Source organism: Holdemania sp., assembly GCF_986127675.1.
In genome coordinates this window covers 17362-30600 of the sequence record NZ_CFQZWI010000010.1, presented here as the reverse complement: position 1 = coordinate 30600, position 13239 = coordinate 17362, and the positions used below count along the sequence as shown (strand labels likewise).

Here is a 13239-nt window from a genome sequence, read left to right as displayed (position 1 = left end):
TCTTTTGTCATGACAGATTTAGAACGCATTCCTCTTGGAATTTATGAAAAAGGAATCCCCCTGGCTCTATCCTGGCGCGATAAATTCGTCATTGCCAAAAAGGCCGGTTTTGATTATATCGAACTGAGCATCGACGGCAAAGATCCAAGAATCAAACGACTGGATTGGACGGATGAGATGATCGCGGAATTGAGAAAACTTGCCGATCATTTTGAGATGCCGTTTAGGACAATGGCACTCAGCGCCAACCGCTTCTATCCCTTAGGCGATCCAAAGCGCTTTGACGCGGGCATTGAAATTGTAAAAAAAGCGATCATCCTCGCTGCAAAATTAAAGATTCCGATCATTCAGTTAGCGCCTTATGACGTCTATCAAAAAGAAAGCACCGCGGACACCAGAATCCGTTTTGCTTCCTCATTATTTGAAATTCTGGAATTGATTCAGGCTTATCCGGTCACGCTGGCCATGGAGGTCCTGGAAGATGTGCCTCATTTTTCCACAATTACTCAATGCGCGGCGTTTGTCAGGAAGGTGAATCATCCTCAGTTTAAGCTTTATGCCGATACTGGAAATGTCGCTTATAACGGATTCGACGTCGTGAGCGACCTCGCCGGCGGTCAGGGTGAAATTGTGGCCTGTCATCTCAAGGACGCTATTTCAAAAGACGAACACAATATTCCCTATGGAACGGGATTAGTCGATTTCAACAGCGTCCTGAGACACTTTAAAAATACTGATTTCCAAGGGACTTTTACAGCAGAAGTCTGGTGTGAAGAAGAACTTGGTTTTATTCGCCAGCTTCCAAGTATTCAACGTTTTTTAAGAAATAAAATAAAGGAGGAGAACAAAGAATGAAAATCCCTACAGTGCAGCTTGCTTTAGACTGTTCCAGCACCGAAGAAGCGATCCGCGATTGCCAGACCGGTGTTGTCGACGAAGTTGATATTCTGGAATGTGGTTATTCCCTGATCGCTGCGGAAGGTGCCCGCGTCGTAAAAATTTTCCGGGAGATGTACCCGAACAAGCCTTTGCTTGCCGATCTGAAAATTGTGGATGCTGGAAGCAAAATTGGCGGAATGCTTTTGGATGGCCGGCCGGATTTCACGACGATTTTATGCGCCTGCGAGCCAGGCACGATTACTTCTGTTCAGGCAGAAGCGAAAAAGCGCGGATTAAACACAAAGCTGCAAATCGAATTGTATGGCCATTGGAGCTTTGAGGACGTTAAACTGTGGAAAGAATTAGGCATCTCCCAGCTGACGCTGCAGCATTCCGGCGATAAACCCGGCGGTTGGGATGAAGAAGAAATCGCCACTTTAAAAAAATTATGCGACATGGGTATCGACGTTGCGGCTACCGGCAGTATCGGCTATGACGATCTGGAGAAATTCCGAGGGATCCCGGTATCCTGTTTCATCTTTGGACGGGCAATCCGCAAAGCTGCGGATCCAGCTAAAGAAGCTCGCCGAATGAAAGAAAAAATCAAAGAAATCTGGTCATAATCGAAAAAAGCAATGAAATCCACTCAAAGATTTCATTGCTTTTTCATTATGGAGATCCGGTTTTGTTTCTTTTTCTATTCTGAGACTTTCTGTATTGAAAATGAGCTTTTCATGGAGATCAGGCTGCCGCTTACCGACACCGCGCTCATTTTTCATACAGCTCAATTTTATATTTTCCATCCGCCTTTTAGCGGTTCCACTTTGATGACGTTAATTCCGGTATTCTCTTTTACTTTTTCGATCACTTCGTCATCTGCTTTCACATCCGTTATCAGATAATCAAAGCCTTTCAAACTGGAATAGAAGAATGAATAACTGACGCCGATCTTCGTACTGTCGCATAAAACGAAGCGTTGGCCGCTTGTCCGCTTGATCATGGTCTGATTGATTAACATCTCTTTCATTAAACCTGTTGAGATTCCATTCTCAGTCAAACCGCTGCAGCCTACAAAACACTTGGTCGCCGTAATATTATTCAGGGCCGCCACCGCAAAATCTCCAGTCATTGAATTTTTAGGGAAGCGCACCTCCCCGCCGGTGAATATGATGAGAACCTTGGGATCCGGCGTATAATTAATCGCTCTGGCATTATTGGTAATAATCGTTACGTGTTTGTCCTTAATATAATCGACGATCATTAAAGCTGTTGTACTGGAATTAATAAAGATAACGTCGTCTTCCTCAATATATAAAGCTGCCCTCTTGGCGATTGCTTTTTGAAAGGTCGTTCTTTCATATTCTTCATCTTCAACAAATTCCTGGATTAACGATGCTCCTCCATAATTCCGGATAATCGCTCCCTTGTCTTCCCAATACTGGAGATCGCGGCGAATCGTGATTGGAGAAACATGATATTTTTCGACAAGCTCATCCACGCTGACTGAACGTTTTTCCTCAATCAGACGCATAATTTTAACCCGCCGGTCATTGACTATCGCTTTGCTTACTTTCATGGATTTGCAACTCCTTTTAATTGCGCTATTCTGCGCTGATACTCCGCACGTTCCTCACCTGCGGTGAGTTCTGCCAACTGACTGTAAATAAAGAGGATTTCCTTGGGATTCATTTTTGAACCGTCCACCTGTTTGAAATAGTCGCAGGCTTTCTTTTTATTTCCCAATGCCAGTTCATGCAATCCGTCCAACTCATGATAATTGATGATATTCGGTCTTTTTTTCATTTTCCGAATTACCTGAGCGTCGCTGTAAACTTCATTTACTTTTTTAGCATTTCCCAACAACAGATAAGCTCTGATTTGATAATAATACATAATGATTAACAATTCAACATTGCTTCTAAATCTCTTTTCATTTTTTTTAATCAATTCCAGTGCTTTAACAGGGTCGTTTTTCTCGATTGAAATCATTACCTCAAAAATCCCTGTATTTTTTTCATAATTATGGGTGATATCGAGTTTGCATAAATTTTTATATTTCTCCTCTGCGGATTGCGGATTTAGTAAAAAGTTTAAAGTATACAGAGCATCGTTATATAAATACTTTAAATACTCATAATAGAGCGCGCACGCAAAGATACCGAGACAGATCAGCAGCATTGCCCAATCCAGTCCTGTTTTCTTTGATTCAAAAAACATTGAAAGCGTTAATCCCAGAAAGCCTAAAAAAATCGCCGCGTTTACCATAGTAACAATCCGTTGTTTCATTGAATATTTTTTCATCTTCTGTTCCTCCGCTTCCATTATAACACTTATGATTGATTTTTTATGAATGTTTTCTATTATTTTTCCTATTTTTTTCGTTTATAGACAAATTTTATGATTTATGAACAATTAATTCGTTATATGATTGATCATTATTGATCACTAGAAACATAAAATTGGTTGCACTATAATGGGGTTGTTCAAGGAGGATTGATTAATTATGAACAACTGGCTAGAAGAATTATTTGGTGTAAAAAAACCGATCATCGCGATGTGCCACCTGCAGCCGCTTCCTGGAGACCCTTATTACGATAAGCAGGGGGGAATGGCTAAGGTTCTGGACTGCGCCAGAAGAGACCTTCACGCTTTGCAGAACGGCGGCGTCGATGCCATCATGTTTTCCAATGAATTTTCGCTGCCCTATCTGACGAAAGTTGAGCCGGTAACGATCGCGGCCATGGCTCATGTTATCGGTGAATTAAAGAAAGAAATTACCGTTCCTTATGGCGTGAACTGCCTTTGGGATCCTATTGCTTCCTTAGACCTGGCGGTTGCGGTTGACGCCAAATTTATCCGTGAAATCATTTCCGGCGTTTATGCCTCTGATTTTGGCTTATGGAATACAAACGTTGGGAAAACGGTACGTCACAAAATGGCAATCGGCGCACAGGACGTTAAAATGTTATTCAACATTGTCCCGGAAGCCGCAAAATATCTGGCAGATAGAAATATCGCGGAAATCGCGAAATCCACGGAATTTAACAATCGTCCTGACGCCTTATGTGTTTCCGGCTTGACTGCCGGCAGCGAAACCGATACGCAGGTTCTCTCTGTTGTCAAAAACTCAGTGAAGCGTACGCCAATTCTTTGCAATACAGGCTGCAATAAAGATAATATCACACGGCAGTTATCCGTCGCTGACGGTGCGGTCTGCGCGACAACCTTCAAAATTGACGGTATTTTCGAAAACGCGGTTGATGAACAGCGGGTTAAAGAATTCATGGATATCGTTAAAGAATTCAGAAAAACATTATAAAAAGACGAATACCGGGTTACTCCTGACCATAAAAATAAAATCCACATGAGCCGTACTCCCAAGCTCTGTGGATTTTATTTTATATTCTTCTAAAGCGAATGAAATATTTTAACCCGCTTTCCCAGCGGAACCATAGACTCCGATCATCTCCATCATCTTCGTCTTGGCTGCTTCATAGATCACCGCGCTGAGATCATAGGCATGATTGCCTTCAAGATCGGCGGTTTTCGCCGCCTTGGCCGCGGCCTGACATAGATCGTTGGCGATATTCACTTTATTAATCCCCATCCGGCAGGCCTTCCGCAGCGTTTCATTATCGGTGCCGGAGGAACCGTGCATCACCAATGGGAAATGACCGGTCTTTTCCTTGATCGCCGCGAGCCGTTCAAAATCCAGCTTCGGCTTCATGCCCTTGGGATAAGCGCCGTGCGCTGTGCCGACAGCCACCGCCAGACAATCCACGCCGGTCAACCGGATGAATTCCGCCGCAGTTTCCGGATCCGTCAGCGCTGCGCCGCCGTCGGTTTCATATTGATCCGCCATGCCGACATGGCCCAGTTCGGCTTCCACGGAAATATTCAGCGCATGCGCCAGCTCGACAATTTCCCTGACCTCCCGCACATTCTGGTCAAACGGGCACGCCGACCGGTCGATCATGACGGACGTAAATCCGGCTCTGAACGCTTCCAGCACTTCTTTCTTCGCGCCGCCGTGATCGAGGTTAATCGCGACCGGAATGGCTGAGCGCTGAGCGAAATACCGCGCGATCTGACAAAGCAGAAACAGATCCGGATTGGCCGGGTAGGCGATATCCAGGATTAACGGCGCCCGCAGCTCTTCCGCCGCGTCGATCACCGCCCGGGCGTCCAGCTCCGTCCACAGATTCGGGGCCGCCACCGCGTAATTGCCGGCGCTGGCCTTGTCGAGAATTTCTTTCATCGTTACCAACATGAATTTCACTCCTCCCCCATCCACTCCCGGATGGCTGGTTTGAACGATACACTTTTCTGACTCGCTTCTCTGCCCTCATTATCGCACACGTCCCAGACCGGCGCACGCCTAAACTGCACCAATCACAAAGAAAACCTGAACTGGGCCGAAATGGAGGAAAAAGGAGACGGGTTCGGCCGTCTCCCTGATCGTTTATCCGTTCATCGCGCGGATTTCTTCAGCGATCAAACCGCAGAGATCCTCCGCCTGCACAACGGTTCCCAGCAGATCGAGGAAGCCATGATCACAACCGCAGTAACGCACCGACTTCACGTTAACGCCCACCTCCTGCAGCAGGCTGGCAAAATAATCGCTGCCAACACGCAGGTAATCATATTCCGCGCTGACGATCACCATCGGCGGGAATTGCGCCATTCTTTCCGCCGGGGCGTAAATTACGGAAACCAGCGGATTCTCATAGCTGGTCTTTCCCTGCAGATACAGACTTTCCGCCTCGCTTACGTCGGCGCTGTTTTTAATCCGGTCGATCCGGCTGAAGGCTTCTTCCCGCTGTTCTTCAAGAATCGGATACGCGTCATAGGACCAGAGATACCGCGTTTGACTGCGGTAATCCGTGCTGTCCACGGCCGGATAGATTTCAAATGCTTTTTTGATCAGACCATTCTCATCCTTTAATAAACAAGCGTTTGTCAGCGCGCCGCCCGCACTGTCGCCGGCCACCATCAGGCGGTTCAGATCGACGTTCAGCTCGTCGGCATGTTCCGCAACCCACTGCACCGTTCCCCAGGCGTCGTCAATCGACGCGGGATACGGACATTCCGGGGCCAGCCGGTATTCCGGAAACACCACCACGGCATGAGCCAGTTCAGCGATCAACCGCATCTGATTGGCAAACAGCCGCATATCCCCGGCCGTCATGCCGCCGCCATGGAGATAGACTAGCACTGGCAGGCAGCCTTGATCGGATTGACGCCGATAGAGGTAAATGTCAATTTTATGATCGTGACCGATATCAATCAGCCGCTCATCCACGTCGATTTCCACAGTACACAGATCCTCAGTCACTTTATCCGGACGATAACGCTCCTGTGAAAGCCGGTAACCCTTCTGTGCCCGCCGGGCAAACATTTTCCGTTTCATCCGGATCACTTCCAGCAGCCGCGGATCCAGCACATGCGCCCGGTCGTCGTCCGGCACCGGTTTCATCAAGACAGGAACGCCGTCTACGGTTTCAACATGTTCCTTCGCGTGGATTTGATCCAACAGCTGTTTCGCATATTTCCGCATTCCGATTCCTCCGTTTCTCTATGCCGCGGCGATCAGCTGCTGCTGCTGATCATCGGCATGAACCTGAGCGTAAGCCGCGCTGTTTAACAGAATGACGATAATCGAATCGTCCATTTGTTTCGCTGCGAAGGCTTCACGGTCGATCCTGGCGATCGGCTGATGCCGTTTGACGGTCTGGCCGATCTGCACAAGTGTTTCAATTTCATGCTCTTCCAACTTCATCGAGTCGATGCCGATATGCACCATCACCTCGGCCCCGCCGGCCGCCTTGATCGTGATGGCGTGCCGGGTCGGAGCGATGGAATTGATCACGCCGTCCACCGGTGCGAAAACATCGTCAGTTTCCGGGCGGATGCCGAAGCAGGCGCCGAGCGTACCGGCCGCGAAGACCGGATCGGCAATGTTTTCCTGCGCGATATACGCGCCCTGTGCCGGTGCGGACAGCTCGACGGACGTCAGAGCCACTGCTGCGTTTTCAGTTTCGTCCGCTTCCTCGTTATAGACGCTGTCGTCCCACTTTGTCATCAACACGAAGACAAACGAGCAGACCGCCATGATGCCGACGCCGATTAACGCTTTAATGAAGTTTGTCGTATCGCCGTTTTCGCCCAGATAAAGCAGGATATTCGTCAGTGAATAGCCGCCGAAGCCAAAGCATTTCAGATGCACGATGCCCGCGTACAGCCCGGTGATCAGCGAAGTCGCAATGCTGCAGAAGTAAACCTTCGGCATTTTATAGGAGATACCATAGGTCGTTGGCTCGGAAATGCCGCCGAACAGTGCTGAGATCGAAGCCGGGAACGCAATTTCCTTTAACCGGCGGTTCTTGGTTTTTAACGCCACGGCCAGCGCGATGAAGCCCGGCGTGATCGTGCAGCAGAAGAACCAGATATTGATGAAATCGTCGTAGCCGACTGTGGCCAGACTGGTCGTCGCGATCGGAATCAGCGCCAGATGGAAGCCCGGGCATAACAGACCGATCGTGCTGGCAAAGATGATGATCGCCGGCACCGCCGCCCAGCTGGCATAATTGCGGATCCAGGCGATGAACATCGCGATATAATTCGTGACTAACCCGCCTAACGGACCGGTCAGCGTCAGCGTGATGATTGACGTGATCAGAATCAGCAGGAACGGCTTTAAGAAATGTCGGACTGACAGCGGCAGCGCTTTTTTCAGCAGCTGGTCGATTTTGGACATCACCCAAACCGACAGAATGATCTGCAGGACCGCGCCGTTATACGTTGTCAACAGCGCCGGGATGCCGAAATAGCTCGTATAGCCGCCGGCTGCCGCCATGGCGACCCAATCCGGGTACAGCAGCCAGCACGCCAGCAGCATCGCCAGCACCGGTTCCGTGTCAAATTTCTTTGCGGAGGTGTAAGCGACGAAGACCGGCAGGAAGTAGAAGACGGATTGTGCCAGGTTATTCAGAATGACATAGGTGGAATTGGTCGATTCCAGCCCGAAGACCAGATTCAGAAGCAATAACAGACAGGTCAGAAAGCCGGCGGCGATCAGGGACGGAATGACCGGACTCATGATCCCCGCCATCAGCTGCAGGAAATTGGAGAAGATTGCGACAAGCTTCTTTTCCTGCGGCTTCTCCGCTCCCCCAGCGCTGGACTTCCCGACGCGTTTTTCCACTTCGAGAAACAGATCCTCGATGATCTGCCCGACGATGACCTGAACCTGATTCTCGCGGACCTCGACGCCCATCACGCCATCGATCTTCTTCAGCGCCGCGGCGTCAACCTTGGATGGATCGCGGACAACCACGCGCAGCCGGGTCGCGCAGTGATTGACGTTGGTGAGGTTTTCCTGAGTGCCCAGCTGCGTAATGATCGCGGCGGCCATGTCGGCGTAATTCAATTTTTTTGCCATGGTTTTTCTCTCCTCTTTTTTCTTCGGATTCCATCGGTTCGATGGCCGGCAGCTGGATTAGAGCTTGTGAACGTGCATGCGGTGAAGTCCTTGAGCGATCTGGCCGGCGCTCACTTCATCATGGGTCATCGCGACGCTGCTTCCTGCCGCCCCGGCCCAGGCCAGTGCTTCCGCTTTGGACCGACCTTCGGATAACCGGCCGACAAACGCCGCCAGCATCGCGTCGCCGGAACCGACCTGATTGATCGCCGCGACAGGCTCCTGGCTCAGTCGGTAAATCCCGTCAGAGGCTGCCAACAGAGCGCCCTCTGCCCCCAACGAAACAAGAATGTTGCCGACGCCGCTTTCGCGCAGCTTCGCGGCCGCTTGCGGCAGTTCGTCAAGCGTCAGGTCAGGCTGTCCGGTCAGCAGTTTGAACTCGTAGAAGTTGGGTTTGATCAAATCCGGCCGGCACCGTTGGATTAACTGGGGGGACAACGCTTCCATGTCGATGACCAGTCTGGCCTGCCGCTGATGCACTTTCGCGCACAGCCCAGTCAGAAAATCCGCATCCAACCCGCGCATCATATTGCCGCACACCAGCACCCAGTCGTCCGGTCCTGCCGCTTCCAGCAAGTCTAAGAGCGTCTGCCGGACAGAAGCTCCGGCTTCCGGCCCGCGGGCGTTGACGCACAGCGTGCCTGGCCCATGATACAGCTTGACGTTGATCCGGTTCATGCCCTCGACCGGCACCCGCGTCAGATTGATCCGCGGATACGACCGCAGTGCCTGTTCAATATAATCGCCGGTGAAGCCGCCGAGCAGCGCGATTGCCCGCGACGGGATTTGCAGCTTATCCAGCATCATCGAAACATTCAAACCCTTGCCGCCAACCTTCAGCTGTTCACCAGTCGTGCGGTTCACCTCGATGTCCAGCAGCGGTTCGTTCACCGTCAGCGTGTAGTCGATCGAAGGATTCAGCGTGAGTGTAATAATCATCGTAGTATACCTCCCTGCGTTTTCAATGTAAGCGATATCAGCGCTGATTTCAAGCATATTTTGATCGTTTTTGAAAACAATCACTGCCATTTGCAGAATCAATCATTATTTTTGATTGAATCATGAATTATTTCGATCAAATTTGATCATGGAACACGAATGAATGTTATAATGATTCCGGAGGCGAAAACGATGATAAAACAACAACGCTGGGCGGCCATCATCGACCTGTGCCGCGAAAACACCGCGATCAGCGTCGGTGAGCTGGTTTCGCTGCTGCGTGTTTCCGAGGCGACGGTGCGCCGTGATCTGCAGCAGATGGAGGATCTCAACATGGTCAGCCGGTATCATGGCGGCGTCCGGCTCAACGACGGCCAGTCCGAAGAACCGCCGATGCTGATCAAATCCGAAACCAATATTTCAAGCAAGAATCAGGTCGCGCGTCTGGCCGCAAGCATGATTAAAGACAATCAGATGATCTACGTCGACGCCGGCAGTTCCACCTATGAAATGTTGAATTATGTGCGCGCGAAAAACATCACGGTCGTCACGATCGGTTTGCCGCATATCGCGAAGCTCAAGCGCAGCTTGACGCACACGATCTTATTGGGCGGCACGATCCGCTGGACGACCGAAGCGGTGACCGGCAATCTCACGCTGCGCCAGCTGGACGATCTGTTTTTTGACATCGCGTTCCTCGGTGTTAACGGCATCCATGAGAAGGTCGGCTTCACGACGACCAATGAACAGGAGGCGGACGTCAAGGCGAAAGTCATCGCCCATTCCAGCTCGACGTTCGTTCTGGCAGACGGCTCCAAGTTCAATAAGCTCTATCCGGTGAAATTCTCCCGGCTGGATCAGGCCGTGATCCTCAGCGATGAGATTCCGGACTTCGACCGCTCACAAATCCGCTACCAGCTGACAAATGGCGAAAGTAAGCTGGATTAGTCCGACAAGACAAAAAAAGACGGTCTCTCTCTGGCCTTTCCGGCAATCGCCGCCGAAATCTCAGAAAGACAGCCGTCTTTTTCTATTCTTGAATTGAAGCTGGATAATAAATTGCCGCGCCCTGATGACGATATTCCTGAATATCGCCCGCAAAACGCTCGGCCGGCACCCCGTGAATCTCACCGCGTTCCACCCATTCGCACAGCGCGATCAACTCATTGATCCTCGTTGGCGGGACCTCCACTGGTCCATGTGAGCCGTAGATCACATCGAGCTGGCCCGCGATGGCCGCCAATTTCCGCAGGCTGCATAAATACGCCGGCAGACTCCGGCCCTCGCCAAACAGAAACGTCGTCGCATTCGTCACGCTGTCGCCGCTGATCAAAAACCGTTTTTCTTTTTCCCACAAGGCGATGCTGCCGGGCGTATGGCCAGGAATCAGCACGACCTCAAAATGATACGGCTCAAAATCAAGCGAATCCCCCTCCTGTACGGCGGCAAACCGGTTCTGAATTTTCTGTTTCCGCGCCAGCCGGGCCATTTCGGCAGGATGAAGCAGGATTTCTTCAAACTCGCCGCAGGCCGCCGTGTGATCAGGATCACTGTGCGTCAACAGAAACGTCAGCTTCTGAGATGTCTGCTTTTCCACAAATTTTCGCAGACCTGTTTCCACCCCGCCGTCGATCACCAGCGCTCCTGTTTCTCCTTCAATCAGAAAACAACGGACATATCCTTCTTCTACACTCATCAGATGATCTTGTATGTGCTTGATTTCCATAGACATTTCCTCCGAATTCTTCGATATCCACACTTCGTTCTGGATTAACTTTAGTTTCTGCCAGATTGGGGAAATTTTCAAGCTTTTCCTGACTGGACTTTCCATCAAATTTACTTTTAAAAGAAAAACAGAAAAAACCTGCCGAGGGGAGCGGCAGGTGCTTTCGAAAGGCCGGAGGGGAAGCCGGCCTTCCAATTTGTTTTTATAGTTTAAGAGGGGGGAAAATTATTTTATGAAAAGGGAACTTATTTTTTATGCTTTCTCAGCTGATTATTCGTCTGGATACCTCCTTCCTTGTATGCTTGTATTATAAACAAACATTATGGGATTCGTATCAAAAACGGGTGAAGGTTCCGTGAACTTCCTGAAGACTTTCTTAAGCTGACGAATTTGTTTCACATTTCGTAATGATTCTGCCTCGGATCCCAATTCAATTTCAATCCTGAGCTTCAAGTGATCACGCCGTCTGACGATTCTTTTCCTTCATTCCCAAAGGACAAAAAAGAAAACGGAAGATGTCTCCCGTTCTCCTGGTTGGTTATCAGATTTCAGGCTTAATAGACGGTGAAACCGCCGTCGGCGACGACGATCGAACCGGTGATGTGACGCGCTTCATCGGAAGCGAAGTACAGGATCGTCGACGCCTGTTCTTCCGAAGTCGCGTTGCGGCCCTGCAGGGTCTGGGTCTTGCCGGCGATCATGGAATTCTTCATGAATTCGGAAGGATCAATGCCCTGCGCCTTCAATTCGGCGATCTTGGCATAGATCTTTTCCTTGGCCGCTTCAGTCAGCGGCGTATCGGTGCCGGCCGGGCAGACCGCGTTGCAGATGATGTTGTTTTTGGCATAGTCCATCGCTGTGGATTTCGTCAGACCGACGACGCCGTGCTTGCTTGCGACATAAGCCGGTCCCGCCGGGGTTGCGCGGATTCCTGCGACAGAAGCCGTGTTGACGATCGCGCCGCCATTTTCATTTTTCAGCATATATTTGATTTCTTCCCGGATGCAATAGAACATCGCGTTCAGATTGGCATTGACCACGCTGAACCAGTCGTCATCCGTCAGATCTTCGATCTTCTTGGAATCGCCGACGATGCCCGCGTTGTTGATCGCGATATCCAGCCGTCCGTAAATTTCAACGGTCCTGGCATACAGATTGATAATATCCTCTTTTCTGGTAACGTCGCATTGAATGAATACCGCCTCGCCGCCCGCTTCGCGGATTTCCTTTTCAATCGCTTCGCCGCGCGCCTGATTTCGTCCGGCGATGACGACCTTCGCGCCTTCCGCGCCCGCTCTTAAACATACGGCTTTGCCGATTCCCGAGGTACCGCCGGTTACGACCATGACCTTGCCGGCAAATCGATCTTGAATCATCATGAATTGTTCCTCCTTTTAACTACATCTATTATACCTCGGCAGGATTTGAAAGGCCATAATTTTGTTACTTTTTTCACATTTCAAGCTGGCGGTGCTTTATTCGTTGTAATATTGAACAATCTTTGCTCCGCATTCCCGGTTCTCAGACCCCTGCCGCCTCCGCCTCCGGCGGCAGCCGATGCAGCTGCCCATCTTCCAGCAGCACCCGCTCATCGCTGAAACGGGAAACGGTTTCCGAGTGCGTAACGACGATGACGGTCTTGCCGAAGTCTTCCGCCAGAAGGCGGAAGATCCGGATGATTTCCTGTTCGGTCGCTGTGTCGAGATTGCCGGTCGGTTCATCCGCAAAGATCAGATCGACATTGGCTGCCAGCGCCCGCGCGATCGCAATCCGCTGCTGCTCGCCGCCGGACAGTTTGGAAATCGGACGCTCCGCCTTGGAGCGTACAATTCCCACCTTTTCAAGCAGCGCGTAAGCAATTTCCCGGCGGTTTTCGGGCACGGCGTTATCCGTTTCCGTCATGGCCAGCTCGACGTTTTCAATACCGGTCAGGTAGTTGATCAGATTGTACTGCTGGAACACGATGCCAATCTGATTGCGGCGGTAATGATAGAGCCGATTGGGAGTGATCTGTTCATCCTTGTACCAGATCTCGCCGCTTTCAGCGCTGTCTAAGCCGGCCAGGATCGAAAGCAGCGTCGTCTTGCCGCTGCCGGAAGGTCCCAGAATAGTGTAAAACCGTCCTTCCTCAAACGTATACGAGCAATCCCGCAGGATGCTGCGGCGATTCGCGCCGTCGGTGTAGCCATAATTTAAGTTTACTAATTTTAACATG

General features: G+C 50.4%; 13 protein-coding genes. 4 read left to right on the top strand and 9 right to left on the bottom strand.

Going from position 1 to position 13239, the window contains the following annotated elements; translation table 11 throughout:
- Positions 1–9: 9 nt before the first annotated feature.
- Positions 10–855: an L-ribulose-5-phosphate 3-epimerase gene (locus tag AC5OW4_RS03265; protein ID WP_072683205.1), complete on the top strand. Its 846-nt coding sequence runs from the start codon at positions 10–12 to the stop codon at positions 853–855.
- Complete coding sequence (locus tag AC5OW4_RS03260; RefSeq protein ID WP_006058200.1) at positions 852–1502, top strand: orotidine 5'-phosphate decarboxylase / HUMPS family protein; 651 nt, start codon at positions 852–854, stop codon at positions 1500–1502. Before AC5OW4_RS03265 ends, AC5OW4_RS03260 begins: the two co-directional genes overlap by 4 nt.
- Positions 1503–1669: 167 nt before the next feature.
- Here AC5OW4_RS03260 and AC5OW4_RS03255 read toward each other — a convergent pair whose 3' ends face one another.
- Positions 1670–2455 (bottom strand): DeoR/GlpR family DNA-binding transcription regulator, encoded by a 786-nt coding sequence (locus AC5OW4_RS03255; RefSeq protein ID WP_006058201.1) that lies wholly within the window; start codon positions 2453–2455, stop codon positions 1670–1672.
- The gene (locus AC5OW4_RS03250) at positions 2452–3180 is read right to left on the bottom strand and encodes a hypothetical protein (protein ID WP_139248535.1); all 729 of its coding nucleotides are present in this window, start codon (positions 3178–3180) and stop codon (positions 2452–2454) included. The genes AC5OW4_RS03255 and AC5OW4_RS03250 overlap by 4 nt, the downstream gene beginning before the upstream one ends.
- Positions 3181–3382: 202 nt before the next feature.
- Here AC5OW4_RS03250 and AC5OW4_RS03245 point away from each other — a divergent pair, with 202 nt between their 5' ends.
- A complete protein-coding gene (locus tag AC5OW4_RS03245) occupies positions 3383–4198 on the top strand; it encodes a BtpA/SgcQ family protein (RefSeq protein ID WP_006058203.1) in 816 nt (271 codons plus the stop codon).
- 108 nt (positions 4199–4306) lie between these two features.
- Here AC5OW4_RS03245 and AC5OW4_RS03240 read toward each other — a convergent pair whose 3' ends face one another.
- The 4 genes from AC5OW4_RS03240 to AC5OW4_RS03225 form a co-directional block, all read right to left on the bottom strand.
- A complete protein-coding gene (locus AC5OW4_RS03240; RefSeq protein ID WP_195548033.1) occupies positions 4307–5149 on the bottom strand; it encodes a class II fructose-bisphosphate aldolase in 843 nt (280 codons plus the stop codon).
- A 192-nt stretch (positions 5150–5341) separates the two neighbouring features.
- A complete protein-coding gene (locus AC5OW4_RS03235) occupies positions 5342–6436 on the bottom strand; it encodes an alpha/beta hydrolase (RefSeq protein WP_072683201.1) in 1095 nt (364 codons plus the stop codon).
- 18 nt (positions 6437–6454) lie between these two features.
- Complete coding sequence (locus AC5OW4_RS03230) at positions 6455–8320, bottom strand: PTS glucose transporter subunit IIA (RefSeq protein ID WP_072683200.1); 1866 nt, start codon at positions 8318–8320, stop codon at positions 6455–6457.
- Between the two features lie 57 nt (positions 8321–8377).
- Positions 8378–9298, bottom strand: coding sequence for a 1-phosphofructokinase family hexose kinase (locus tag AC5OW4_RS03225; protein ID WP_072683199.1), 921 nt, complete (start codon positions 9296–9298; stop codon positions 8378–8380).
- 192 nt (positions 9299–9490) lie between these two features.
- Here AC5OW4_RS03225 and AC5OW4_RS03220 point away from each other — a divergent pair, with 192 nt between their 5' ends.
- On the top strand, positions 9491–10246 hold the full coding sequence (locus AC5OW4_RS03220; protein WP_072683289.1) for a DeoR/GlpR family DNA-binding transcription regulator: 756 nt from the start codon (positions 9491–9493) through the stop codon (positions 10244–10246).
- A gap of 82 nt (positions 10247–10328) precedes the next feature.
- Here the strand turns inward: AC5OW4_RS03220 and AC5OW4_RS03215 are convergent, their stop codons facing one another.
- The 3 genes from AC5OW4_RS03215 to AC5OW4_RS03205 form a co-directional block, all read right to left on the bottom strand.
- Positions 10329–11024 carry an MBL fold metallo-hydrolase gene (locus AC5OW4_RS03215; protein ID WP_072683198.1) on the bottom strand — a complete coding sequence of 232 codons (696 nt, stop codon included), beginning with the start codon at positions 11022–11024 and terminating at the stop codon, positions 10329–10331.
- A 554-nt stretch (positions 11025–11578) separates the two neighbouring features.
- Positions 11579–12403, bottom strand: a complete 825-nt coding sequence (locus AC5OW4_RS03210) for an SDR family NAD(P)-dependent oxidoreductase (protein ID WP_229100688.1) — start codon at positions 12401–12403, stop codon at positions 11579–11581.
- A gap of 142 nt (positions 12404–12545) precedes the next feature.
- A complete protein-coding gene (locus AC5OW4_RS03205; protein WP_072683197.1) occupies positions 12546–13238 on the bottom strand; it encodes an ABC transporter ATP-binding protein in 693 nt (230 codons plus the stop codon).
- Position 13239 lies beyond the last annotated feature (1 nt).